General features: G+C 35.5%; 25 protein-coding genes and 4 pseudogenes. 9 read left to right on the top strand and 20 right to left on the bottom strand.

The window, feature by feature from the left end:
• The first annotated feature begins 14 nt into the window (after positions 1 to 14).
• The 3 genes from ACFZP3_RS05475 to ACFZP3_RS05485 all read left to right on the top strand — a co-directional run bounded on the left by ACFZP3_RS05475 (position 15) and on the right by ACFZP3_RS05485 (position 2,202).
• Positions 15 to 911 (top strand): cation diffusion facilitator family transporter, encoded by an 897-nt coding sequence (locus tag ACFZP3_RS05475; RefSeq protein ID WP_264687861.1) that lies wholly within the window; start codon positions 15 to 17, stop codon positions 909 to 911.
• A 52-nt stretch (positions 912 to 963) separates the two neighbouring features.
• The gene (locus ACFZP3_RS05480; RefSeq protein WP_386087003.1) at positions 964 to 1,179 is read left to right on the top strand and encodes a hypothetical protein; all 216 of its coding nucleotides are present in this window, start codon (positions 964 to 966) and stop codon (positions 1,177 to 1,179) included.
• Between the two features lie 120 nt (positions 1,180 to 1,299).
• Positions 1,300 to 2,202: a hypothetical protein gene (locus ACFZP3_RS05485; protein ID WP_386087004.1), complete on the top strand. Its 903-nt coding sequence runs from the start codon at positions 1,300 to 1,302 to the stop codon at positions 2,200 to 2,202.
• Between the two features lies 1 nt (position 2,203).
• Here ACFZP3_RS05485 and plsY read toward each other — a convergent pair whose 3' ends face one another.
• The 6 genes from plsY to recA all read right to left on the bottom strand — a co-directional run bounded on the left by plsY (position 2,204) and on the right by recA (position 8,326).
• Positions 2,204 to 2,779: a glycerol-3-phosphate 1-O-acyltransferase PlsY gene (gene plsY, locus ACFZP3_RS05490; protein ID WP_253309423.1), complete on the bottom strand. Its 576-nt coding sequence runs from the start codon at positions 2,777 to 2,779 to the stop codon at positions 2,204 to 2,206.
• 12 nt (positions 2,780 to 2,791) lie between these two features.
• Positions 2,792 to 4,258 (bottom strand): alanine/glycine:cation symporter family protein, encoded by a 1,467-nt coding sequence (locus ACFZP3_RS05495; RefSeq protein WP_253309422.1) that lies wholly within the window; start codon positions 4,256 to 4,258, stop codon positions 2,792 to 2,794.
• A 1-nt stretch (position 4,259) separates the two neighbouring features.
• Positions 4,260 to 5,603: an alanine/glycine:cation symporter family protein gene (locus ACFZP3_RS05500; RefSeq protein ID WP_253309421.1), complete on the bottom strand. Its 1,344-nt coding sequence runs from the start codon at positions 5,601 to 5,603 to the stop codon at positions 4,260 to 4,262.
• A 31-nt stretch (positions 5,604 to 5,634) separates the two neighbouring features.
• Positions 5,635 to 6,405: a CDP-alcohol phosphatidyltransferase family protein gene (locus tag ACFZP3_RS05505; protein ID WP_386087005.1), complete on the bottom strand. Its 771-nt coding sequence runs from the start codon at positions 6,403 to 6,405 to the stop codon at positions 5,635 to 5,637.
• Complete coding sequence (locus ACFZP3_RS05510; protein WP_253309960.1) at positions 6,402 to 7,094, bottom strand: phosphatidylserine decarboxylase; 693 nt, start codon at positions 7,092 to 7,094, stop codon at positions 6,402 to 6,404. Before ACFZP3_RS05510 ends, ACFZP3_RS05505 begins: the two co-directional genes overlap by 4 nt.
• Before the next feature lie 164 nt (positions 7,095 to 7,258).
• Complete coding sequence (gene recA, locus ACFZP3_RS05515) at positions 7,259 to 8,326, bottom strand: recombinase RecA (protein ID WP_264687864.1); 1,068 nt, start codon at positions 8,324 to 8,326, stop codon at positions 7,259 to 7,261.
• Positions 8,327 to 8,467: 141 nt separating this feature from the next.
• On the opposite strand from recA, the gene truA reads away from it, so the two are divergent.
• Positions 8,468 to 9,205 carry a tRNA pseudouridine(38-40) synthase TruA gene (truA, locus tag ACFZP3_RS05520; RefSeq protein ID WP_096617503.1) on the top strand — a complete coding sequence of 246 codons (738 nt, stop codon included), beginning with the start codon at positions 8,468 to 8,470 and terminating at the stop codon, positions 9,203 to 9,205.
• Between the two features lie 88 nt (positions 9,206 to 9,293).
• On the opposite strand, the gene dnaN is transcribed toward truA, so the two are convergent.
• From dnaN to ACFZP3_RS05555, 7 genes are all read right to left on the bottom strand, one after another.
• The gene (dnaN, locus tag ACFZP3_RS05525) at positions 9,294 to 10,451 is read right to left on the bottom strand and encodes a DNA polymerase III subunit beta (protein WP_386087006.1); all 1,158 of its coding nucleotides are present in this window, start codon (positions 10,449 to 10,451) and stop codon (positions 9,294 to 9,296) included.
• Positions 10,452 to 10,574: 123 nt separating this feature from the next.
• Positions 10,575 to 11,072 carry an invasion associated locus B family protein gene (locus ACFZP3_RS05530; RefSeq protein WP_164225010.1) on the bottom strand — a complete coding sequence of 166 codons (498 nt, stop codon included), beginning with the start codon at positions 11,070 to 11,072 and terminating at the stop codon, positions 10,575 to 10,577.
• Entirely contained in the window at positions 11,065 to 11,958 is an 894-nt protein-coding gene (locus ACFZP3_RS05535; RefSeq protein ID WP_253309418.1) for an RNA polymerase factor sigma-32, read from the bottom strand. The genes ACFZP3_RS05530 and ACFZP3_RS05535 overlap by 8 nt, the downstream gene beginning before the upstream one ends.
• A 305-nt stretch (positions 11,959 to 12,263) precedes the next feature.
• Entirely contained in the window at positions 12,264 to 12,485 is a 222-nt protein-coding gene (locus tag ACFZP3_RS05540) for a hypothetical protein (RefSeq protein WP_341814210.1), read from the bottom strand.
• Between the two features lie 524 nt (positions 12,486 to 13,009).
• Entirely contained in the window at positions 13,010 to 13,135 is a 126-nt protein-coding gene (locus ACFZP3_RS05545) for a hypothetical protein (protein ID WP_386087007.1), read from the bottom strand.
• Positions 13,136 to 14,130: 995 nt separating this feature from the next.
• Positions 14,131 to 14,919 carry a diaminopimelate epimerase gene (dapF, locus tag ACFZP3_RS05550; protein WP_386087121.1) on the bottom strand — a complete coding sequence of 263 codons (789 nt, stop codon included), beginning with the start codon at positions 14,917 to 14,919 and terminating at the stop codon, positions 14,131 to 14,133.
• Positions 14,900 to 15,487, bottom strand: coding sequence for a nitroreductase family protein (locus ACFZP3_RS05555; protein WP_253309416.1), 588 nt, complete (start codon positions 15,485 to 15,487; stop codon positions 14,900 to 14,902). Before ACFZP3_RS05555 ends, dapF begins: the two co-directional genes overlap by 20 nt.
• A gap of 81 nt (positions 15,488 to 15,568) precedes the next feature.
• Here ACFZP3_RS05555 and ACFZP3_RS05560 point away from each other — a divergent pair, with 81 nt between their 5' ends.
• Together ACFZP3_RS05560 and ACFZP3_RS05565 are read left to right on the top strand one after the other, a co-directional pair.
• Positions 15,569 to 16,096: a biotin transporter BioY gene (locus tag ACFZP3_RS05560; RefSeq protein WP_386087008.1), complete on the top strand. Its 528-nt coding sequence runs from the start codon at positions 15,569 to 15,571 to the stop codon at positions 16,094 to 16,096.
• Positions 16,093 to 16,503: a DUF1284 domain-containing protein gene (locus ACFZP3_RS05565; RefSeq protein WP_386087009.1), complete on the top strand. Its 411-nt coding sequence runs from the start codon at positions 16,093 to 16,095 to the stop codon at positions 16,501 to 16,503. The genes ACFZP3_RS05560 and ACFZP3_RS05565 overlap by 4 nt, the downstream gene beginning before the upstream one ends.
• 407 nt (positions 16,504 to 16,910) lie before the next feature.
• Here the strand turns inward: ACFZP3_RS05565 and ACFZP3_RS05570 are convergent, their stop codons facing one another.
• Positions 16,911 to 17,060 carry a hypothetical protein gene (locus ACFZP3_RS05570; protein WP_386087010.1) on the bottom strand — a complete coding sequence of 50 codons (150 nt, stop codon included), beginning with the start codon at positions 17,058 to 17,060 and terminating at the stop codon, positions 16,911 to 16,913.
• A 525-nt stretch (positions 17,061 to 17,585) separates the two neighbouring features.
• On the opposite strand from ACFZP3_RS05570, the gene ACFZP3_RS05575 reads away from it, so the two are divergent.
• Positions 17,586 to 18,447, top strand: a protein-coding gene (locus tag ACFZP3_RS05575; protein WP_386086489.1) for an IS630 family transposase whose coding sequence is annotated in 2 segments (ribosomal slippage) — positions 17,586 to 17,911 and positions 17,910 to 18,447 — 864 coding nt in all. Because the reading frame shifts where the segments join, the coding sequence is not laid out codon by codon here.
• Positions 18,448 to 18,597: 150 nt separating this feature from the next.
• On the opposite strand, the pseudogene ACFZP3_RS05580 reads toward ACFZP3_RS05575, so the two are convergent.
• The 4 pseudogenes from ACFZP3_RS05580 to ACFZP3_RS05595 all read right to left on the bottom strand — a co-directional run.
• Positions 18,598 to 19,300 (bottom strand): annotated as a pseudogene (locus tag ACFZP3_RS05580) (transposase); the annotation flags it as partial.
• A 224-nt stretch (positions 19,301 to 19,524) separates the two neighbouring features.
• Positions 19,525 to 19,688, bottom strand: a pseudogene (locus tag ACFZP3_RS08620) (helix-turn-helix domain-containing protein); the annotation flags it as partial.
• A 14-nt stretch (positions 19,689 to 19,702) separates the two neighbouring features.
• Positions 19,703 to 21,024: pseudogene (locus ACFZP3_RS05590) on the bottom strand (IS110 family transposase).
• Between the two features lie 267 nt (positions 21,025 to 21,291).
• Positions 21,292 to 21,569: pseudogene (locus tag ACFZP3_RS05595) on the bottom strand (IS630 family transposase); the annotation flags it as partial.
• Positions 21,570 to 21,644: 75 nt separating this feature from the next.
• Here ACFZP3_RS05595 and ACFZP3_RS05600 point away from each other — a divergent pair.
• Positions 21,645 to 22,148 (top strand): hypothetical protein, encoded by a 504-nt coding sequence (locus ACFZP3_RS05600; RefSeq protein ID WP_386087011.1) that lies wholly within the window; start codon positions 21,645 to 21,647, stop codon positions 22,146 to 22,148.
• A 43-nt stretch (positions 22,149 to 22,191) separates the two neighbouring features.
• On the opposite strand, the gene ACFZP3_RS05605 is transcribed toward ACFZP3_RS05600, so the two are convergent.
• Entirely contained in the window at positions 22,192 to 22,467 is a 276-nt protein-coding gene (locus ACFZP3_RS05605) for a type II toxin-antitoxin system RelE family toxin (protein WP_386087012.1), read from the bottom strand.
• Positions 22,458 to 22,679: a hypothetical protein gene (locus ACFZP3_RS05610; RefSeq protein WP_253309216.1), complete on the bottom strand. Its 222-nt coding sequence runs from the start codon at positions 22,677 to 22,679 to the stop codon at positions 22,458 to 22,460. Before ACFZP3_RS05610 ends, ACFZP3_RS05605 begins: the two co-directional genes overlap by 10 nt.
• Positions 22,680 to 22,776: 97 nt before the next feature.
• Here ACFZP3_RS05610 and ACFZP3_RS05615 point away from each other — a divergent pair, with 97 nt between their 5' ends.
• Positions 22,777 to 23,598, top strand: coding sequence for a hypothetical protein (locus tag ACFZP3_RS05615; protein WP_253309217.1), 822 nt, complete (start codon positions 22,777 to 22,779; stop codon positions 23,596 to 23,598).
• Positions 23,599 to 24,243 lie beyond the last annotated feature (645 nt).

A 24,243-nucleotide genomic window follows, 5' to 3' on the forward strand; every position in this document is an offset into this window, starting at 1 on the left:
TGAAAAGATTTTATATGACAGCAGTGCATAACGGCAAACACTCAGCAGCACAGTCCAAGCGCTTAATCTATTCCATAATAATAGTTGCGATAACAATGTTTATGGAAATAGTAGGTGGAATAATTTCACATTCGCTTGCTCTACTATCAGATGCAGGGCATATGCTCACTGACCTCTTTGCCTTAGTTTTAAGCTGGTTAGCACACAAATTTTCAGCTAAGAAATCTGATTTGCAAAGATCATACGGGTATCATCGGTTGCAGATAATTGCAGCATTTGTTAATGGTTTAACTTTATTCTTCATTGCAGTAATCATTATAATTGAGTCAATAAAAAGATTTATTTTTCCGGTAAATGTTGAGTGGAAAGTAATGTTAGTAATTGCTACACTTGGCCTGATCTCTAATATTATAGTCTTTTTTATATTACATAGTAAATGCGAGAGCAATATAAACATAAAAAGTGCTGTACTACACGTTATAGGAGATATTTTAGGTTCTGTAGCTGCTATACTTGCATCCATAATTATCATGTTTACTGGATGGCAAATGGTGGATCCGATTTTATCGGTATTTGTCAGTATAATCATTTTGAATAGTGGCTACAAAATTCTAAAGAATTCTTGCCACATACTTCTTGAAGGCACACCTGAAGGGATATCTACTGAGGAAATAAAAAGTAAGATCACATCAGAATTATCTGAAGTGATAGATGTGCACCACATACATGCATGGTCACTGTCTGATAATTATTTTATAATTACCATGCATGCCAAAGTAAAGCAAGATGCACAACACACTGATATTTTGTATGAGATAAAAAAAATACTACTAAATAGGTTCGAGATAGCACACTCTACAGTCGAGATCGAATACGATGAGTGTGCGGATAATAAGATACTTAAACATTGACGTTTTAAATTACTATGCTATTACTAGAGCGTAATGATGTTGAAGGTAAGCTATGATAGGTATCTCTCAAATACAATTTCCTCGCAGTGGTTCCAGTAAAGTTAGAATTGCTCTCTATTTATCTTTTTATTATGCGTTAACTATAGTAACCATTCCTACTTCGATAATAGCTAGCTTAGTATCTACTCTATATGATACAGAAATTAAAACATTTCTTGGATATAAAAAAATAAAAGGTGGGGAAAAAATAAGTAATAAAGAATATTGAAAAATATTTGGTCAAGGTAACATAATCAAGTCAATCGCAGTTTCATGTATTGCTGGGCTAACAATTTATTATTTTTTCTCTAAGTCTTTAATATTAGCTTGGCTGCTGGCGCCGATACCATTGGCAATTGGAATAATCCTATTGCAGCCCGAAACAAGGCCAGCAACACTTAACCCTATAGCCTTACTTAAAGCTTCATTAAAGCTACTTTCCGATGGTTTGTATGAGAATTTAGTTGGTACAAAAAATGTAATAAATGCTATGAAAGAACATATGATGCCTCATATGGCAAATGATAGCATTATTGACAGTATTAATACACTAAAAGATAAATATGGTGAGAAGATACCAGAACCTAATGGTGTTATACATAATGATGAATTTGTTAAGTTTATTAAGTTCGTAGAAGGGGAAAAAGAGCTTGGAAACAATAATAAAAAAGAATTTATTAACTTTCTTAATGAATGGTGCAATAATGATGAACAAGTTCATGTTTCTGGACTCATGGGGGGGCAAATTTTATATTTGGTTCTAAAGGCTTGTAATAGTGGAGATAGTGAATCAGTTGCAGTAAAAAGGCAAGAGTTAGTAAAGTCTTTAATGTATGCCATGAACTATGCTAAAGGAACAATTGTTCCTGAAACCTGCTTTACTGGTATTATTGGTGCAATGTTAAAGTCATTAGAAGGAATACACCCTGGTATTAGAGTAGAATACCTTGTAGAAGATAGAATTGGAATATGTGCAGAAGATGAGGCATGTGAGTTTATTAAGAAAGAGCTGCAAAAAAAGAAGAATCATAAAGAAATCCTCAATGCCTGGGATAAGTCAGATGATAGCAGTAACCAAATAACTTCTAATTTTATTCAAGAAATCAAGATACCTTTAATGAGAAATTTGTTTAGCTTGGATTGTAGTGAACAGAATGTAGTAGATACAATAGAAAATCTTGAATATATTAATCCAGGAAAATTAACCGACCCAAACATCGATAATATAAGAAGCAACAGGGTCAGCACATGAATTATAAAAATTTATGTTCCTTGCCTTGCAGAAGATTCATAATATTCTTGTAGTGCTTGAGAAAAACTAGTGTTCCTATAACTAGTAATGTTAAGAACAAATTCCTCTGAAAAAAAAAGGACCATGCTACAACCGTTGAAGTAGCAGTCAAAGAAGCAAGAGAAGAGTATCTAAAGATAAAAAATACCACTATCCAGGCAAATATAAACACTAATGCCACAGGTATGTTAAACGCTATCAACACTCCCAGAGTTGTTGCAACTCCTTTACCTCCTTTAAATTTTAGCCAAATAGGAAACATGTGCCCTAAAACTGCTAAAATTGCAGATACATATATATAAAAATCGTTATTATCACAAAATTGTTGTGCTATATAAACTGCGATGAATCCTTTTAAGGAATCCAGAAGTAATGCCAGAGCAGCAAGACATTTATTTCCTGTTCTTGCAACGTTTGTAGCGCCAATGTTTCCTGAACCTACTTCTCTTAAGTTTATCCCTTTTATTTTTGTAATGATTAAGCTAAACGGTATTGAACCTAATATGTAGGATAGTATAAGGACTACATGCTTTTCCATTATACCAAGAACCTAATTAATTTTATTATTCCTCAGCCTTTTTAGGTAGCACTGAACTTCATCGTTAATCTGATTACTAAACAGTATAAGCGCTGTCATATTGATGAGAGCTAAACAAGAGAACAAAGTTCCACCGATATTGGCAATAGCCATTATATCTTTAGAAAGAGCAGAAAAAAACGCTACAATTATTACTGCTATGCGATATATCACTATACTTTTTGCACCGAATAAATATAGCCACCCCATTTCACAACAATATACAAACGAAATTACTGAAGAAAATGCAAACAAAGGTGCAGCTATGGTTAAAAGTATAGGAAACCATGAAGAAACAGTTTCAAATGCCTTTTGAGTGATTAATATCCCTTCACCAACACTAGTCTGGTATGCACCTGTTATTACTATCGTTATTCCAGTTAAACAGCAAGTGAGCATTGTATCAAAACACGGTTCTATCATAGCAACAAGCCCAGTTCTTACTGGTTCTTCATCTTTAGTTGTTGCATGAGTAATTGCAGCAGAGCCGACACCAGCTTCGCTGGCAAAAATTGCTCTTTGAATTCCAGCAACAAATGCTCCTACCATCCCTCCGCCAACAGCATTAAAATCTATCATGCTGGAAAATAATATCTTAAATGTGTGACCAAGATTGTGGATATTAAATCCAATAATAATAAGGCAGCTACATATATATATGAGTGACATAATAGGCACTAGTGCAGAAGATACTCTAGCTATCCTTTTAATTCCGCCAATAATCACTAGAGCAAGCAGCGCAGAGATTATGGAAGAAAGAAACCAAGAGTGACCATCTACCCAACTTGAATAGCCAGATAATATTGAAACCATTTGGTTGGTTTGAAACGCTACACTTCCACCAAGACCTGATAATACAAAGAATACTGCATATATTGCAGCTAAAACAATACCAAGTTTTTTAAATCCAAATTCCTCCAGACCATTCCTTATATACTGAAAGGGACCACTAAACAATTGCTCCTGATCTTCTGTTCTATGTCTAAATGCTAAAGTCACTTCGGCAAATTTTGCTGACATACCAAAAAAACCTGTAATCATCATCCAAGGCACCGCTCCTGGCCCTCCCATTGAAACTGCAATTGCGACTCCAGCAACAGTTCCAAGGCCTACTGTGCTTGAAAGTGCAGTCATAAATGCCTGAAAATGCGTAATATGACCATCATGGTGATTCGTGTCATATTTTCCACATAAAATAGCAAACGCATGCTTAAACATTCTTATGTTGAGAAATCCAAAACGTAATGTTAGAAACACATAACCAAAAGCTAGTAGAAAGATTATAAATGGCACGTAAAGGATTTTGAAAAACAGCACTTCATTCATGAAGTTATTTATTCCATTCAACACAGCATCATAACTTTCATAAAAACCTGAAGCAGCGTACACATCATTAAACAATAGGCAAAATAACACCATACAAAGTAATCTATAAATCATGTTAATACCCTTTAGAATTGTAATAAGAATCTATTGTATTCAAAACTTCCCTTCTTAGTAGATATATTGCAACAGCATTTGGAATCATAAGGCACATGAACAAACTGTCGCCTAGGTAAGATATAAATTCTATATTTTTTGACATACAACTGATATATACTGAAACCACTATAAGAATTTGGAACGGTATCAGTATTTTTTTATTACCAAATAAATACAGCAGAGCAACTTCACAGTAGTAACAATAAGCTATTATTGTAGAAAATGCAAAGGAAAACATCATTAGCGGAAAAACTAACTTGCTGAACAAGGGCAAAACTGTTGAAAATACCGAACTAATTAGTGTAATATCACCCACGTTATCAGTGCTATGCATACCAGTAATAATTATCACGATACCAGTCAAAAATGAGATTAGTATTGTGTCTATAAGTGGTGCAATCATTGCAACGCATCCAACTTTAATTGGATCTTCTTCTTTTACAGCTGAATGTGCTATAGCTGCTGTTCCGGTACCTGCTTCGTTAGCAAACACTGATCTTCTCACTCCTGCTATTAATCCGCTCAATACTCCGCCTCCTATAGCTGATTTATTGAAGATGTCTTGGAATATTATGGATAGAGCATTCAGCAAATTACTTCTGTTTACATAAATTAAATATATACACATACCCATATATAGCACTATCATAATTGGTGCTAAGCTCGTTGAAACGAAAGCAATGCGCTTTATTCCTCCCAATATTACAATAAAGACAAGCAGGGATATAATAATAGATGCGTTGTATTCGAAGAGGTTATTTGACAATGCTGCTATCTGATTCGCTTGAAATGGTATACCGCCCAAAATCATTGCAATAAGTAGCATAATCGCATAAGTAAAGGCAAGAAATCTACCAGTTTTTGCAAATCCAATTTTTGCAAGCCCGTACTTCATGTAATAAAAAGCCCCGCCAGTTGCATTTTCAGAGCGATAGGTGAATGCAAGCACCACCTCGGCAAACTTTATCGACATACCAAGTATTCCGGTAATTACCATCCAAAAAACTGCACTTGGGCCCCCTATTGTGATAGCTATTGCAACTCCTGATATTGTTCCAAGACCAACTGTTCCTGAAATTACTGTTGCAAACGCTTGAATATGAGTGATTATGCCATTGTTATTGTTATTACACTTTAGATTGAATAGCGTCTGTATTCCATGCTTGAACAATCTAAAGTTAGTGAATTTGAATTGGATGGTACAAAAAACCCCAGTTGCAATTACCCAAATAATTATAAATGGAATGTTGAATATCTTTATGTACAGAAATGAATTTAACAGTTCACTTATTTTTACAATCATGCTGCTCACTACTTTTTATTACAACTTATAGCTAACGAGCTTTATACGAGTAATATATATAAAGCCCAGTGCTTACTGGAATAGTAAGTACATACACTACACCTAAAATTGGTAGCGTCATCCAGGGCTTACTGATGAAAAATATAATAAGTACTCCAAAAAATGACACAAATATATAGGATAGGCTTTTGGGAACATAAATATATTTTGCAGAGAAGGTTGGAATGTGACTTATCGAAAAAAATGAAATGGCCAGAAAGTAACAAGCTACGTTTCTTGTGTTAAAAAATCGCTCTATGAGAAGTAAGTATTCACTCTCATGAGATTGAAAGGTAATAATTATTGGTAACAAAGAAAGTAAAGCACACACTGGAGCTGGAACACCAGAAAAGAAAAATTTTTCCCAGTGTGATTGTTCTGAGTGTAGCGAAACATTAAATCTTGCAAGTCTTATTGATATGCAGATTACGTATATCATTACTAAAATCCAACCTATGACTTTGATTTCGTTTAGCTTCCAAAAATACAAAAGAAATGCAGGCGCTGCACCAAAATTTAGAAAATCTGCAAAAGAATCAAGCTGGGCTCCAAAATCGCTAGTTGATTTTAGAATTCTAGCTATTCTGCCATCCATTCCATCTATTATTGCTGCAATGATGATAAAAATTACTGAGAATTCCCATTGTTCATTAAATGTAAATTTAATTGAAGTGAGACCAGAACATAAACCCAATAAAGTTATAAAGTTTGGGAATAATTTAGTAATAGGTAAGAATCTACTGTTACTTCCATCGTTATTCATATAACGTCAAAAGTAAGCTTCTCTTGAACGTTTTCCTTATTTAAGTTTGCTATAATTGTTTCACCACCAATAACAGTTTGCCCTTCTGAAACTCTGACTTCTATATCAGCAGGAACATAAATATTCACTCTACTACCAAATCTTATAATTCCAAACCTTTCACCTGCTTTCACATTCTGGGATACTCCTAAATTACAAACGATACGACGTGCAATTAATCCAGCTATTTGCTCCACAATAATTTCTTTTCCCTTTTCGTATTCAATCACAATAACCTGCTTTTCATTTTCATTACTAGACCTATTGCTCATTGCGGATACAAACTTGCCTTTTTTATAATTCATTTCCTTTATCGTACCAGATATTGGTATACGGTTCACATGGACGTTCAAAACACTTAAAAATATGCTAACAAGCGTGAACTTCTTCTCTTCTCCATTTTCTGCCGATAAAGGATAATTAACTTCTTCAATTTTTGAAATCACACCATCAGCAGGACTTAATATAAGATCCTTGTTGTTTGGCACAGCTCTTGTTGGATCGCGAAAGAAATAAGTACACAATAATGTCGGAAACAAGCACGTAACACCAAACCCCCAAGATATAGAGAATGCTATACACGTTACTATAAAGGCAACGACTATAAATAAATAACCTTCCCTGTTTATATTAGGTAAACTAAAACACATAATCTTATTCACAATAACCTATTGTTAACAATTTATCATTTATAATTTCTCATGAAAAGCTTTTTTTAACTGCTTCAGCAAAGTCCTCTTGATACAAGGTAACATTACAGATTAGCACACACCGTCATACTGTAACAACCCATCCAACACAAACTAAGTTTAGATCAGAACACTGATTCTTCTAAAAGTTGCTCACTATCCTCGTCTATTATAATAGAATTATCATGATTTCTGAGTAAATCTCTGATTTTCATTTCTATTTCATTTGCGACTTCTTTGTTTGTTTTTAGGTAAGTTTTTACATTCTCTCTTCCTTGTCCAAGACGTGTATTGTTATATGAATAGTAAGCACCTGCTTTTTCAAGCACACCAAGCTTTGCTCCCATATCTATTATTTCTCCGAGTTTTGATATACCTTCATTGTACATTATATCAAATTTCGCTTCTCTAAATGGAGGAGCAACTTTATTTTTTACAACTTTAACTCTTGTTTCATTGCCTGTAATATTTTCTTTGTCTTTTATTACACCAACTTTTCTTATGTCAAGCCTTACAGAAGTATAGAATTTTAATGCATTTCCACCCGTGGTAGTTTCAGGATTTCCATACACTACTCCTATTTTCATACGAATTTGATTAATAAATATCAATATACAGTTCGCTTTTGAAACGGCAGAGGTTAGCTTTCGTAGCCCGTGACTTAGAAGCCTTGCTTGCAGCCCCATATGTTGATCACCCATATCACCTTCAATTTCAGCTCTTGGAGTTAACGCTGCAACAGAGTCAATAACTATCACATCAACCGCACCAGAACACACTAAGTACTCAACAATGTGTAATGCTTGTTCCCCAGTGTCTGGTTGCGAAATTACTAAATCATCAGTGCTTACCCCAAGTTTACGAGCATATAAGACATCCAATGCATGTTCTGCATCGATAAATGCGCATGATCCTCCTTTTTTTTGTGCTTCAGCAATCACGTGCAAGGCAAGAGTGGTTTTACCAGAACTCTCGGGACCAAATATTTCAATTATACGTCCTTTTGGCAGACCTCCAACACCTAGAGCCGAATCAAGCGCAATTGATCCTGTGGATATTGTGTCTATTTTCTCTACAGGGTTTTGCTTCAACTTCATTATTGCACCTTTACCAAATGCTTTTTCAATCTGGCTTATTGCGTTATCTAATGCTTTTTGCTTATCATTATTTCTTTCTTCTGAGTTGTTTGCCATGGATCATTTATTAACTTGTATAACTTCCATGATAATCAAACGTGAACAACCTGCCAAGGGTTTTTTAATAACGAAGAACGTTATCGTAGAAAAATTAGCTACCTAAATTATATTAAGATAGAAAGTTAGATAGACTCTGCAGTGCGATACAAAATAACGATAGAATACAATGGTAGTAGTTTCTCTGGCTGGCAGAAGCAGCAACATTCTGCTAATTCAATCCAGGAAGCCATAGAAAATGCTATATTTAATTTTAGTGGTGAGAAAGTTACTTTGTACTGCGGTGGCAGGACTGATGCAGGGGTTCATGCTTTAGGACAAATTGCTCATTTTGATATGGAAAAGGAATTTGAGCTTTATAGAATAAGAAACGCAATAAATTATCATTTAAAATCAATTCCCATAGTTGTACTGAATGCAGAAGTTGTAGATGATGCGTTTCACGCACGGTTTTCAGCAAAAAAAAGATATTACGAATACAGAATAGTTAATCGCTATGCTCCTGCCGCTCTGGAGACAGGTTATGTATGGCAAGTGTTTAACCCACTTGATGTAAATATTATGCGTGAAGCTGCTAAACATCTACTTGGAAAACATGACTTTTCAAGTTTTCGTTCAAAAGATTGTCAAGCCGCAAATCCGATGAGAACAATTGATGATATCGATATAATACAAAATGGGAATCATATACACATCAAAATATCTGCTATTTCCTTTTTACATAACCAAGTGAGGATCATTGTGGGTACTTTAGTTGAATTTGGAAAAAATAGAACTAATCCACAAGAAATGCTAAATATATTAAACCAATGCAAAAGAAATGCAGCTGGAGTTACTGCACCACCTTTTGGCTTATATTTGGTAAAGATAGATTACTAATTTAATAAAAAGTAACGTTCTTAGTGAAATAAGTGTCATACCGCCACGGTATCTCCAGATCCTGCTAACAAGAAGCGGGATGACAAGTTTAAGTTCTCATTGGCATCACTACATATAATACACTTGAATCGTCTTCATCAGTGATAATTGTAGCACTATTACCATCGGCTAAGCTAAACTTACATTTATTTTTTATGCAGGATAGAACATCAAGTAAATAACGCGAGTTAAACTCTATTTCTATAGGGGCTTCATTGTAGTCCACTTCTATGGATTCAGTTGCATCATTGCACTCTTGAGAGTTTGAATGCAGAGTCAGCAGCTTTTCTTGTAGTGAGAATTTAATGGATTTTACTTTATCAGATACAACAACGGAAACTCGATCTATAACATCTGAAAGTTTTTTACTTTCAATAATCATATGCTTATCTTGAGATGCTGGAATAACTGCTTTATAATTTGGAAAAGTCCCATCTATTAATTTTGATATTAGAATATATTCACCGCATGTAAACTTGATTTTTCTGTCTGAGAGTTTTACATTAATTTCATTACAGTCGTCCAATATTTTTAACAGCTCCATAACAGTTTTACGTGGAATGATCACACCAAATTCGCCATTGATGTTCCCAGGCTTTGGTCTCTTTATACATGATAAACGGTGACCATCAGTTGCAACGCAGTACAGAAACTGCTCGTCTGTATGTAGATATATTCCATTTAAATTATACCTTGTATCATCTAGTGATACAGCAAATTTTGTTTTAGTTAATAAGTCTATCAGGTCCGTATTTAGTAGAATAAAATCATGTTTATAATTGTCTTCTTCAAGAGCAGGAAAGCTGCTTGAAACTACATTCGGTAAAGAAAAGTTTGCATTTCCGCAAGACATCAATAATTTTCTTTGGTTGTTTACTTCAAAATTGACATCCAAATCAGCGGGTAACTTCTTCACTATGTCATGTAAAGTATGCGCTGAAATTTTTACTTCTCCTTCTGTTAATACGGTTGCAGCAAGTGAGGCAAACATTGAAATGTCAAGATCAGTTGCCATTAATTTTATGCTGCCGTGTTGTGCTTTGATATTTATACATGCCAAAACATCTATTGCATTACGCCTTTCAACCACTCCACTTACTCTGGATAATGTATTTAAAAGACTTGTACGGCTCACGCTAAAACGCATCTGCTCGCACACAGAATTTTGCTTTTTGATTTCTGTATCTACACCTGCAACCTCTGACATTGCTAACTCTCAAAAATATATTTTAAATGATATCCACATCCTATATAAAGTAAAGTGCTATTTATATTTCCATTGAAAGAGTAGTCCAGTTTATACTATAGCTGGGTATTTTGTTACAATGATTTACTTTGTATGACATAAATCATGCATTTTTTGATACGCTTTTTGAAAACCAAGTAGGGAATAAGTATCATCAATGGTCACTGTTTTTGTTTTTCCATTAACTACCATTGATAATCCCTGCTTCATTTTTAGAATGAGATCTTGATCTATTTTTGTATGCTCTGCCCACGCAAAACTTCCCTGTATTATAGGCAGTGTATATTTAATTTTTTTGTCGATATTGAGAGCTACAGGCTCCTTATCATACTGAAAACCAGAGGTAACGCTTACCTCATCTGCTTTTTTATCAACATAACTGACCATTACATACGGCTTGCGATTGGTTGTATAATGCTCGCTTTTTGTCTTAGGGTAAGATACAATGTAACACACTTTCTCTCCATCTTCTGATGCAGTATATACAAGCCAGTCTTTGTATTTTTCCTTCAATTGCACATCACTAACCGATGCAAAAGCGCCTATTGAAAAAAATATTAGAAATATAAAAAAACTACGCATGCAAACCAAATTTCAAACTTTCTGATTGTATATATTGTTTTACCTTAGCCATCGCCTGCTCAGCCAACTGTCTTATTCTTTCTCTTGAAACACAATATTTTTTACTAAGTTCATCTAGAGTTTGAGTGTTTTCAGACAAATATCTACTGATAAAAATGTCTCTTGCCCTTTCGTTAAGGCTTGCTAGTGCATTGTTTAAAATTGTTTCTTTTAATTCTTTTTCTTCATGATTCTGATAGGTTACTTCTTGACTGACCAAGTTACATGGGATCATATCTTGCAACTCCCTTTTAGAGTCATCACCTATTTTTATGCAATCGTTTAGCGACTGATCCTTACAAGCCAAACGGTAATTCATCTGCAGAACATCTCCTTCGGATACAGAAAGCTCATTAGATATTGCTTTTATTTCTTCATTGCTTAAAGTCTCTCTGTTTGTATACTGTAAAATTCTTTTTTTTATTTTACGTAAACTAAAAAATAATCTTCTTTGTGCTTGCGTTGTGCCTATTTTCACGAACGACCAAGATTTCAATATAAAGTCTTTTATTGAAGCTTCAATCCACCACACTGCATAAGTTGAAAAACGAAACCCTAAATCAGGATTAAACTTTTTTACTGCATGCATTAAACCCATATTCCCTTCCATGACCAGGTCCATCAACAATAGTCCATAATTTTTGAATTTCATTGCAATTTTCACTACCAAATTCAAATGGCTGGTAATCAATTTATGAGCAGAAGAAATATCCTTATATTGGTTCCAATTTTTTGCTAATCGTACCTCTTCCTCTTGAGACAGCATAGGAAATTTTTGCACTCTAGCAATATATTGCATGAGATTGGTTCTGCTATCAACACATAAGCTTGCCATTGGGGTCAACATAACAATTTAAATTAAAACTTCATATATATAATATATTGATTTTCAAGCAAAAATTCAAGCTTTGATTTGAAAAAAGTATAAACCTTCTATCTAATTGGGATCTTAAAGACGATAAGCCCCAGCACAGCTACCTGGGTAACACTATATATGACATCCTGCCAGCGTGTAATGATGAACATTATAGTTTAAATACTTAGTAAGTGGTGTTATTCCAGTGCCTTGACACTGGAATCCACATTTCTTTTTTCTAGATCCCAGTGGGCTTTGTTGCATAGCAACGTAAGTTTTTTCCAGAGTAAATAATTTTATGCGACTATTTCAAATTTAGGCATACCAATTGCAGTAAATTTGTTCATTAAGTAGCATTTAATAAGCAGTTTCTTCTCTCTATTTGTCTCAGATTTATTCTTAAAACTAAACCCAAATATTCGCTTCAACCTTGAGAAAAATCCTTCAATATACGATCTTTTTCCGTAATTTACTTCTTCTTTCCATCTTTTTATACCATTCTCACCATGTAATTTCATTAACTGAATAGCGGCATTTCTATCAAGCATATAATCCAATTTTGGATGCTCTGCTGCGTTGTTTTTCGGAGGAATTTTCGTTTTTATGCCATATTGATTACACAGCTTATAGAGCTTTTATAGCATATTTAACATCAAATTTCCCCAATGCTCCATAGTGATCAGAGTAAACGCCATTACTGTATTTTGTAGCTATGACTTGTTTGCTCAACATTATGTGCAATTTTCTTACTTGTTTATAGCCGCGGTACTCTCTATCTTTGCTATTCTCTTTGCTGTGTGTTGTTGTATATACTAATTCCTGTACTGTCTATAGCAATTTCGATATCTTCCATGTTATTTTTATCAACTCTGCAATCATTGATCTTAATATCAAGTTTCTTTTGATGCTTGTGAATAGCTGCAAATTTTTTCCTATTTGTTCAATGTATCCCTCTAAAAATCCCACTCAAACCTATTCTGAATAGATGGGTTATTATATGTATCAAAATTACCACTTTGTTGCTGTAAATATTGTTGCCACCCTACATTTTTGGCCCAATTTCATACCAATTTTCTATGGCTTCGTTGATATAATAAAAAATATTTCCTCTTTTTTCTAGAAATTTGTTATATTCTCTATGGTTACTGACTCTCATTTTTTGTGGCATATTTATCCTTAAATCGTCATTTTATAATGAATTTAGTCAGTAATCACTAGCTTTTCTGCTGCTATGCAACAAAGCCCACTGGGATCCAGATTGGATACTGAGTTGGTGAGTATAAAAGTATAGCTAACGTGAGCTCTGCGTCATGCCGCCACGGTATCTCAGCAGATCCCGCTAACAAGCAGCGGGATGACGATTGTCAGGGTGTCATCCCAGTGCCTCTTTTTTGTCATCCAAGTAGCCCCTTTTTTTGTCATCCCAGTGCCCAGACACTGGTTCACTCTATAATGGCAGTGCCTCTATGATGTAAGGAATCCAGTTTTTATGCAATCTCATCAAGAACGTTGTGTTTTAACGTAAGGTTGGCTACTGTTTACACTCACTAACTTAGCTGGATCCCAGTGTCTGGGCACTGGGATGACAGCAGTCCTACGTCATACCGCGATTCATTCCTACGTCATACCGCGATTTATTCGCGGTATCTCTTAACATAGATCCCGCTAACAAGCAGCGGGATGAAACCTCTCTTGGGCTCTTTTAGCTACAAACGTTAAGAAATTTACCAAACGAAAAAAAAGGCAAAAGAAGCCCTGGTCATTGTCTATTTTCTGTATTGGCGTTTTTTTAAGTCTTAAACACTGCAATTTAGCTGCTTTTAAGTGCAGCTCACCTTAGTTCAAATGTTTAAGAAATTTACTAAGCAGAAAAAAAGGCAAAAGAAATCCCGTGTTAGCTAGTTGTCACTCTCTAATCCTGCAAATTGGCGTACTATACTGTCTTAAACGACTTATAAGCGCGTTTCAGCTTATATAGGTAAAAACCCAGAAATGTTGTGAAGACATAAGGTGCACATAGTGCAAAAAATTAAAAATAAGACGCCAACTACGTTGTTTTCTTGCTGTTTAATCTGCACAGATGAAGATAACTGAATACCTTCACTATCATAATAAGGGGGCTGGCGGAGTTTGTCAAGTAGTTTTGCATTGTGAAAACAACGATCACAAAAATCCTATATCACCGGTCATGAATACGTTATTTGCCCATTCGATTAATAACTTACCTCCTGGTAAATCTACTGAAGTCTGTTGGGCAGTCAGATATCCACGTAGTGTGGATGCAACAAGTGCTGCACAGGCTGCACTACCGCATGATGCAGTAATGCCTGTACCTCTTTCCCAAACTCTTAAAGCTATTTCTCCAGACTTTTCAACTTGTGCAATACTAATATTAATTTTCTGAGGAAATAGTACGTGATTTTCTAGCTTTGGTCCTAAATTTCGCAATGGTATTTCACTTATGTTATCAACAAAAAAAACTATATGAGGGTTACCAATATTTACTGCAACAGGATCTTTTAGCATTTCAAGCTCTATAGGTAAGTGAAGAGTGTCACACTCAGTAGACAAGGGAATTTCATGCCATTTTAGCAAAGGTTTACCCATGTTAACCTTTATGGGTTTATCACCAACTTTAAAACACTCTAAAATGCGTTTGTTTACCAGCTCAATAGTGATATACTCAGTACCTTTTTCTGACATTATCAAATATCCAACACAGCGTGCTGCGTTTCCGCACATTTCAGCTCGACTACCATCAGCATTATAGATATGTATAAAGCAGTCTGCAGCATTAGACATTGTTATAATTATCACTTGATCACAACTGCTTTGATCAGCAATTTGTCTATAGTTCCAGTCTAAATTGTTTGTTGAACGTGAGTCTATGATAACAAAATTATTGCCAGTACCGTGCATCTTGATAAAATTTTTAGGACCTTGGCCACTCATCATAAAAAAATATTTCTTCTATTGGTCTTCTTTTTTTCTTACTTGTTTCAGCACCCTCTTCTTCGTAACCAACCGCTATCACTGACATTACATTAAAATCATCGGATATGTTGAATCTTTCTACTATTTTATCTCTATCAAATCCACCCATTTGATGAGCCATTAAGTTCACAGATGCAGCCTGTAGCATAAGTGCATAATTTGCTGCACCAGTATCATGACTAGCCCAAAGATTTTCTCCTTTACCTCGTTTACGGAAGTTTTTAGCACTGAAAGATATGATTAACACTTGTGCATCTTTTGCCCATTTTTGATTAGATTCATCAAGACAATTTAGCAGCTTTTCCCATGCGCTTTGATTGTTCTGTTTGTTGCATATCACATATCTCCAAGGTTCATCACCAAAACATGAGGGAGTCAGCCTTACAGCTTCCATTAAAATATCCATGTCTTCCTGAGATATTGCTCTTGTAGTATCGTATGAACGTCCGCTGTGTCTTGCTTTCATCAACGATAATAGATCTTGTTTACTTATCATTTTTAATTTAATAGTGCATAAATAATTCATTGTAGCACAATATAAGCAAAATTTAAATTGCAAAACCTCTTATATATATTATATTTTATAAGTTATTTTTATTGGGAAGGTATGTTTATAACACAATCTAGCAGTAGATCAACACTGGCTGAAATATTGTCTTGCGTTTTACTTTTATTCTTGATGGCTCAAATAAGCGTACCATTGCAGCCTGTGCCTATCACATTGCAAACTTTAGGAGTAATGCTTATTGGGCTTAAATTTAACCGCAGAACAGCATTCTATTCTGTGCTTACATATCTATCACTTGGTGCAGCAGGATTTCCTGTTTTTGCGAATTTTTCTGGTGGTTATCACATTTTTCTCGGACCAACAGGTGGATATTTAATTGGCTTTTTAGCTGCTGTCATAGTGATGGGTGAAGTAAATGAACTCTTAAGCCTTAAATGTGAATTACTCGCGCGCAATTCTTTAAGTTGTCTGGCTGGTACAGTTGTAATCTTTATTTGTGGTGTTAGTTGGCTTGCTGTTTACTTGGGTCTGGGACAAGCAATAATGGTGGGTATTTTACCATTTATCCTTCCTGGTTTGGTAAAAATTTTTCTACTCGTAGCGGTTTTGCAGTATTTGAAAAAGTGATAAGGTTTCGTCCTCATCATTTCATGTGCACCCTCGCGTTTCGGGGATATGGGTATTCTCAGGCTTTTGTAGAAAATTATAAAAAGATAGCAAGCAAAGTAATGAGTGATCCTAACACTCAAATCAAAGTAGTTGGCAATCTTGATAGTATTTGTAGTGCTTGCCCAAACCAGACTAAACAAGGTAAATGCACCGAACAAGCTAAAGTTTTAGAGCTAGATAGAAGGCATATGGGAATTTTAGGAATAAAAATTGGCGAGACTTTAACTTGGAATGAGGCGGTAAAAAAGATTAGAGAGAAAATGTCTTTAAAGAAATTTGATTACGCATGTGAGGGGTGCAACTGGCAGCCATATGGAATATGTAAAAATGCCCTTTTAAATTGTCGTTCCTATAAAGGTAGTTGACAAAATGTTAAGATAAATTGAAGCATTTTTGTGGAAATAGACTTCTTGCACTACCTCCCAAGCCACAACTGTCATTCAGTAGAAAAAAAACTTGCTTGACAAACTCCGCCAGCCCCCTTATTATAATAATAAGGGTATTCATGACTCAAAACTTGTTTTTGACCTGCAGGCTCAATGACAAAATTCAGTAAAAACTCAGGGTATTTATTGGCGGATTACATAAAATTATAGCGGCTGCATGTCTTTTTTATTTTTTCTACATTCAGCCAAATCGCGCTTATTTTAAGCGTTAGCACATTATTACAGCGCCACTTACAGTAATATAGAGTCAAAACTCGCACCACGGGGCTTCTTTTGCCTTTTTTTCCGCTTGGTAAATTTCTTAAATATCTTCTTAAATTTTATAGCTAATCAGTACTGGGATGACAAGAAAGGAGCACTGCTATTATAGAGTGAAATGAGATCCCAGTGTCACGCACTGGGATGACATTATAGGAGCACTGGGATGACATTATAGGAGCACTGGGATTGACATTATAGGAGCACTGGGATGACATTATAGGAGCACTGGGATGACATTATAGGAGCACTGGGATGACATTATAGGGGCGCTGGAATGACACCCTGACAATCGTCATCCCGCTACTTGTTAGCGGGATCTAGAGATACCGCGGCGGGTATGATGCAGGAAAACCTAGCCAGCGTTAGCCATAACACAACACTTTTATACTCACCAAACCCAATGCATTACTTGCAATTAAGTTTCCTGGATTCCAGACTAGAATGACACCGTCATAAAAGAACCAGTGTCAGCTACTTGCATGACACCTTCCTGATAGACAATGTTCGTACAGTGTCAGCTACTCAGATAACAGGAAGAAGGTGCTGGGATGACAGGAGATACCGTCTTGTTAGTCAACAAAAAAATTATAAAAATTTCCCAAGTTGCATTATAAAATCAAAAAATACTTCCAATTGTGTAACAGTACACAGATTATAGTTAGTGGATATGTTGATAAGTATAGCTCTTCTCATAATAATCCAAACAAGTTAAGATATGGATTTATGGTAGTGGGGTTTGTATGCCAGCAGCGTATAGTTACGATTTAAGGAAAAAAGCAATGGAGGCATTGGATGAAGGAGAAAGTAGAGCAACTGTTGCAGAGAGATTTAAAATTGGAAAAACGACTCTATATGAGTGGCAGAAAAGGCGTAAGGAAACGGGAGATTTTCAGTCAAAAAAGCCTGGAAGCGTAGGATATAACCATAAAATTACTGACTGGAATGTTTTTACCAAATTTGCAAAAAACCATGGTGGCAAAACTCAGTCAGAGATGGCTAAACTCTGGGGTAATATCAGTCGACAAACGATTCACCGCGCACTTAAAAATATTGGATTTACAAGAAAAAAAGACCTACGGATATAAAGAAAGAAATGAAGGAAAGCGAGCTCAATTTTTAAAGGTTATAGCAACAAAACGTCATGAAAATCTTGTATATATTGATGAATCTGGAATAGATAATACAGAAGACTACCCATACGGATATTGCAGAAAAGGAGAGAGGTTTCATTCATTAAAATCAGGTAAAAAAACTCAGCGTGTCAGTATGATTGCAGCTCTAAATAAAAGGAAGATCATTGCTCCATTGACCTTTGAAGGATACTGCAATAAGGATGTTTTCGAGGCTTGGTTTGAGCAGTTTTTAACTCCAATTTTAAGGTCTGGCCAAACTGTAATTCTTGATAACGCTACATTCCATAAATCTAAAAAAATAGATAATCTTGCTAGAGGAGTTGGTGCTGAAATTCTTTATCTTCCTCCATATTCTCCAGACTTTAACGAAATTGAGCATAATTGGTTTGCTATAAAGAATAGAGCTAGAAAAAATATCCCTATTTTTAAGTCTTTCCGTCAAGCTGTTGATTCTGCTTTTTTATTCTGACTATTATGAGAAGAGCTATAAATTAGTTTTATACGCACAAAACAGATGAAGTTTACTTATCAACATATCCACTAACTATAATCTGTGTACTGTTACACAATTGGAAGTATTTTATGATGCAACTTGGGAAATTTTTATAATTTTTTTGTTGACTAACAAGACGGTATCTCCTCTTTCTTTGAGGTCATTTAGCACTCCCAACCAGAAGTTAGCTCCTTCACTTTCAGCCAAATAAAAACCTAATACTTCTTTTTTGCCATTTTGATCTATGCCTAATATGTTATACATGCATTTACTTACGCAATGCCCGTCCTCTTTGACTTTAAAAAACCATGAAAACTATCGGATATACAGACTGCAGCGGGCGACTACGCCATTCGTTGATTACTGGTAGCAATTTGTCAGTAATACTTGATATCTCTGCCACCGATATTTTGTGATCATAAATTTCCTCAACATGTGACACTATATCTCTATAGCCCATACCACTGGCAAATGTGCTCAAAATCTTCGTTTCAAGCTCTGGATGTAAGTTTGTTTGCCTTTTTTTGACTATTTGTGGTTCGAAACTTCCTTCCCTATCTCTTGGCGTCAAAAGCTCAAATGACCCTGCGCTTGTACGTAAAGTCTTTGCATTCCTCCCATTTCTTCGATTATTCTCTTCGCTTTCAGCCGACAAGTGGTTTTCTATTTCACCTTCCAGGCTTACCTCCAGCAACTTTTTTATAAACGGTGTTAATGCTCCATCTCTTCCTGTCAACGGTCTTCCTTCTCGTATAGACGACAGGATATTTGTTTCTAATTCTTTATAATCTACCAAACCGGTAGTTCTGTTTACTACTTTCTGACTCATTGTCAAACCTCCATTTTTTTATATCAATTTATTACTTTTTTTTCGGTTTGACACAGTTTATTTAACACTCCCGATCTAAATCCGATAGAGCATTGTTGGCACACCATCAAAAGTCGCCTCAGACCTCTAATGCATCAATGTACAGACTTACACCTTTTAGTTGGTAATACCATTTTAGACGTTTATCATTCGTTTTAGAAAATACTATAGTTTCATTAAGATTTTTTTTTAAACTCCTCTTGTTTACTTTTATCTTGTCCGTTATGCACTGGTCTTGGTGTGATATATGAGAATTTCATTCTTTGCATATTACGGTGTACTGTAGACTTGCTAAACCAAACTTTTCCTGAATTCTTATTCTCGTTTCTTTAATGGTAATGTTGGGATTTTCTCCTAAGAAACTCACTCAACTAACTCTTCTTGTTGAACTAATATGTAGCCAAATTCGCTCGCTTTTTTGATCAAATTTTTTACAGTTCTATCTTTATAGCGTGTTTCATAGTATTCCATTCCTTTTTCTACATATTCCTGTCCGTATTTGAGCATACTATAAAATATGCATGCCATTTTTCTTGCAGTAGCTGTTATTGCTTTTGGTGCTCCTAGTCGTTTTTTCAATCTTCTGTAGTATGCACCCAACGCACTTTTACTATTTCCTACAGAATGAGCAGCTATTCGCAAAGCATTCGCAGCACGGTTAATGACTTTACGTGTTCTTGTGTTAAACACTTTTTCCCCTGTAACTTTATTAGCAGGACTGAGTCCCAACCACGACGAAAAGTGCTTTTCTGTTGGCCATTTACTATGGTTTATACCAACTTCTGAAATTATGGTTTGTATACTTAATACATCAAATCCAGGAATTTTAGTGAAATCCATACCAGTTATTCGGTGCAGTTCCTCATACAAAGCAAAGCTTGGCTTACTTTTGCTATTTTTATTCTTTTGCTTACTTAGCTGTTTGCTTTCACAAGACTTTGTTTCAAACGTTTTATAATAGGCTTCAATATTTCTATCACATTCTGCTATTTTTTCTTGATAAATATTATATAATTCAAATTCTTGCTTTAGCGTGAATAAGTGTTCCTCTCTATAGTCACCAGCTAACGCTTTTGCAATAGTAGACTGATCATTTTTCATTCGCACGTCCCTGAATTCTGCTAATTTTTCAGAATCTCTTTCGCCTTCAATTATAGCTTCAATGATTTTCATACCAGTTATCCCAGTAATATGACTAATAACCTTGTATAATTGTATATTCATTTGAATTAATGCCTTCTGCATACGCAGAATATGTGTAGATGCACTTTCAGTGAGATTTTTGCGTTGCCGCACGTAACTGCGCAATACACACATCTGATTATCTGGCCTAAACGATCCATGAAGCAGTCCGTAGCTATGCAGTTGTTGGAGCCATTGGCAATCTTGAACGTCAGACTTCCTACCAGGTACATTCTTTACATGCCGTGCATTTTACCTCGAATTTGTATGACTCAAGTATTTGAAATAAAGGAATCCAGTATACTCCTGTTGATTCCATAGCTACTGTTGTAACTTTACACTTTTTCAACCACTGTGCTAAGTTATGAAGGTCTTCAGTAAAGCAGCCAAATTTCTGAACGCGTTGTTCATCTCTTCCTTCAGGTACACACACATAGTGTACAGCTGAACCAATGTCTATTCCTGCTGCATTAGATTTCTAATTTACTTTTTGCTTTTTTCATGGTAACTCCTACATATAATTTGTAATAGGGAAACGCTTCAGCTTGGAACGGTTGATAGTACAATCTCCTAACCGAGGTAGTCTAAATGACTCCATCAATGATTTGACCGTTCCTTCCAAAACCATGCTTGCATACGGGCACTTAGGCACCATTGAAAATGTCGGTCATAACTGCAGAGGCGCTCCCTGTACAACTATACTTGAAAACTACTAAAAACTTAAATTTGTGTGTTTCTTTCTGATTTGACAGATTTCGTCTGTTCGATGCTTGTATCCATGCTTCAACTTGTTCAAGTTGGCTTTGGTTCAATATAGTTTTTCTACGGCGTTGAGGTGGAGCAAATAATTTTTCTTCTCTGCCAAATTTTAGGTCATGCAGTAAGTGCCTTTCTTGAAATGCAACATATTTTTGCTACGGCTGTTATACTATGCTTTTTTGCTGCAATTACAGCATTTAGTTTTTTTGCAACATATGCATTATTTCTTACTTTCTTCAGCATTTCTTTTGCTCACTTTTTCATCCAATAATTTTGATCTTAATGCCATTTAAACCTCGCTATTTTACTTACTCCAGTATGGCTTTTTTCCATTATTGTCTATCCGTTACTTGTATAGCGGGAATTGGTATTAGGAGATTTATTTGACTTTCTTTTTGGTAGTTCTAAAGCTAATCGCCAATTTGAAAATAATATCGGAGTACAAAAAGAATTGTATGGTCGGTACAATAAATTCATGGATAGTCTTGGGGGCTTAGGAAAAGATGGTCCAGGAGGATTTATTAATCAAATAGCATCGCAATATCAAGGCAATCCTTACCAGCAGTTTATTAGCAATCAAATGATTGGCAACCAATTAAGAGCAAGTAGGCTTGATCAATCAAGCTATGGTCTATCTAAAGTTGCAAGTTTAAACTCTGAACTTGCGTCGCGTGGCTTGAATGACTTTATCGGTTCATCTTTAGGAGGGCTGCAAAGTCTTATCGGAGCACATGGACTTGGTGCACAAATTGGTCAAAATCTAGGTGGTGGTTACACTTCTTACGGAAAATCTTTAAATGATCGTTGGATAGCTATGAATCAAATGTTAGATAATTTTGGTCAGATTGCGGGTAAGGCTGCAATATAGCCAACTACAGCATTTTATTTTTTCAATAAAGAAAAGAATGTACTTATCTCTTGTAAATAGTATCTCTATGTCCTATCTCTGTGATAACCACTGTACGTTCTGATTGATCTACCCTGTAGACCACACGATAGTCACCTACTCTTAACCTTCTGAGCCCTTTTAAGTTATGATGTAGTGGTTCACCAAGATTTATTGGATCGACTGTAAGTCGTTCTTTTATAGCCTTTTGAACTCTTAGCCTTATTGTCTTTGGAAGATTTGGTAAATCCCTTTCAGTAACGCTCTTTAGAGACTTAATTTTATAACGTTCTAGTCCCACTTAATATCTTCAAAATCAACTGTTTCTGCGCCTTCAACATCACGCTCATCAGAAATTTTAGACACTAAAAAATCCTCGATTTCAAGCTCAATTGCTTCTTTGAGTAGTTTCTCTGCTAATTCTTGAGCAGGCTGCTTAGTGAGCTCAGCTAGCTCGGCAAGGTGCAGTAAAGTTTCTTTACTGAGAACTATATTAGCGTTTAAGTCTGCCATAAGTTTTACCAAAATCTACTACTGTAACAATTTTACAACATTTTTTTTAATTTTTCAATAAATTAGTGTATGCTGGAATTAGTTTAAAGGATGAAAAATGCTATCTCAGGAGGATATTATTTTATGCCGCAAAGATTTTGGTTTCTTTGCGTTTCAAGGCATGCTGCGAGTGTTTAATATCAGATTAAATTTAAAAAGAAAAGATGGCAGCAAAAACTATTTGTGGGTGCTGTTCAGCAGCATTAATCGCTTGGTGTTTGAAAAAGCACACAGTCAATGGTGGAACATACCACCACGCTGTGCTAAGACAACACTGGGTTTTATATTTCATGTGGCGTTTGCCCTCGGTAATAATCCAAGGGCAAAGTTTATGTATATTACGCACCAAAGAGATTTGATGCGTGAAAAAATCAATGAACTGCACATTGTCCTTGAGTCTCCATTTTACCGTCAAGTCTTTCCAAACGTAAAAGTAGTTGGTCGCAAAAGTACGCGAGTAATTAGAACTAAAGAAGGAGGTTTTGTTAATGGCTTTTCAATATCAGGGCATGTAACAGGTACAGGAGCTGGGGATAGTTCTCTTGATTTTGATGAAGGTCGAAAGTACGGTGGTTGCATTATCCTTGATGATTTACATGATGCAAGCTGCGCTTATAGTCGGGTATCGCTGATCAGTGCCTGTCAAAAGTTTGAACAATGCATAACTTCAAGGCGTAATACTGCTGATACGCCATTTTTAGTGATTGGTCAAAGGATCAGTGTTTACGACATATTTGGTTATTTAGAGAAAAAATCAGAGCGACAGTTTGAGAAGATCATAATACCTGCAGTACTTGAAGATGGCACGAGTATTGATGAGAATAGATTGCCAATGCAGGAACTTAGGATCAAGGAAAAAGCAGATACCGTCACGGAATAATTAACCGTCATACCGCGATTCATTCGCGGTATCTCTTAGCATAGATCCCGCTAACACGTAGCGGGATGACGATTGTCGATGAACCTAAGTTACTTTAGCTATAAACATTAAGAAATTTACTAAACGAAGAAAAAAGGCAAAAGAAACCCCGTTGGTGGTTGGCTATTTACTATGTACTAAAATATCGGCGTTTTTTTATTCTAAAACGCTTGATTAAGAGCGATTTAGCTGCTTTTAACTTGCAACTAACCTAAATTATAAACGTTAAGAAATTTACTGAGCGGAAAAAAAGGCAAAGAAACCCCGTAGTAGCTAGCATTCAAATTCTCCCTTGTCAATTTGACGTTTTTTGCTGTCTTAAACGCTTTGTAAGCGCGTTTCGGCTTTTATAGGTAAAAACCCAGAAATTTTTAAAGACATGCGATGCACGTAGTGCGAAAAATTAAACATGAGACGCCAAATACCCTAAGTTTTTTGTCATTAACCTGCACAGATTGCGAAGATAAATAAATAGCTTCAGTTTCATGATAAGGGGGCTGGCGGAGTTTGTAAAGTAATTTTTCGTAGCTCTCATGACTTAAAAAGCTGGATTCCAGCTTCACGCGCTGAAATGACAGATTACTGTTACCTTATCTAGATACAGAA

The organism is Wolbachia endosymbiont (group A) of Norellia spinipes, assembly GCF_964273535.1.

Coding starts and splice junctions, on each gene's coding strand:
- ACFZP3_RS05475 (WP_264687861.1), top strand. CDS start 15: ATGACAGCAGTGCATAACGGCAAACACTCAGCAGCACAGTCCAAGCGC.
- ACFZP3_RS05480 (WP_386087003.1), top strand. CDS start 964: ATGATAGGTATCTCTCAAATACAATTTCCTCGCAGTGGTTCCAGTAAA.
- plsY (WP_253309423.1), bottom strand. CDS start 2,779: ATGGAAAAGCATGTAGTCCTTATACTATCCTACATATTAGGTTCAATA.
- ACFZP3_RS05495 (WP_253309422.1), bottom strand. CDS start 4,258: ATGATTTATAGATTACTTTGTATGGTGTTATTTTGCCTATTGTTTAAT.
- ACFZP3_RS05500 (WP_253309421.1), bottom strand. CDS start 5,603: ATGATTGTAAAAATAAGTGAACTGTTAAATTCATTTCTGTACATAAAG.
- ACFZP3_RS05505 (WP_386087005.1), bottom strand. CDS start 6,405: ATGAATAACGATGGAAGTAACAGTAGATTCTTACCTATTACTAAATTA.
- ACFZP3_RS05510 (WP_253309960.1), bottom strand. CDS start 7,094: ATGTGTTTTAGTTTACCTAATATAAACAGGGAAGGTTATTTATTTATA.
- recA (WP_264687864.1), bottom strand. CDS start 8,326: ATGGCAAACAACTCAGAAGAAAGAAATAATGATAAGCAAAAAGCATTA.
- dnaN (WP_386087006.1), bottom strand. CDS start 10,451: ATGTCAGAGGTTGCAGGTGTAGATACAGAAATCAAAAAGCAAAATTCT.
- ACFZP3_RS05530 (WP_164225010.1), bottom strand. CDS start 11,072: ATGCGTAGTTTTTTTATATTTCTAATATTTTTTTCAATAGGCGCTTTT.
- ACFZP3_RS05535 (WP_253309418.1), bottom strand. CDS start 11,958: ATGTTGACCCCAATGGCAAGCTTATGTGTTGATAGCAGAACCAATCTC.
- ACFZP3_RS05540 (WP_341814210.1), bottom strand. CDS start 12,485: ATGAAATTACATGGTGAGAATGGTATAAAAAGATGGAAAGAAGAAGTA.
- ACFZP3_RS05545 (WP_386087007.1), bottom strand. CDS start 13,135: ATGCCACAAAAAATGAGAGTCAGTAACCATAGAGAATATAACAAATTT.
- dapF (WP_386087121.1), bottom strand. CDS start 14,919: ATGAGTGGCCAAGGTCCTAAAAATTTTATCAAGATGCACGGTACTGGC.
- ACFZP3_RS05555 (WP_253309416.1), bottom strand. CDS start 15,487: ATGAATTATTTATGCACTATTAAATTAAAAATGATAAGTAAACAAGAT.
- ACFZP3_RS05560 (WP_386087008.1), top strand. CDS start 15,569: ATGTTTATAACACAATCTAGCAGTAGATCAACACTGGCTGAAATATTG.
- ACFZP3_RS05570 (WP_386087010.1), bottom strand. CDS start 17,060: ATGTCATCCCAGTGCTCCTATAATGTCAATCCCAGTGCTCCTATAATG.
- ACFZP3_RS05610 (WP_253309216.1), bottom strand. CDS start 22,679: ATGGCAGACTTAAACGCTAATATAGTTCTCAGTAAAGAAACTTTACTG.
- ACFZP3_RS05615 (WP_253309217.1), top strand. CDS start 22,777: ATGCTATCTCAGGAGGATATTATTTTATGCCGCAAAGATTTTGGTTTC.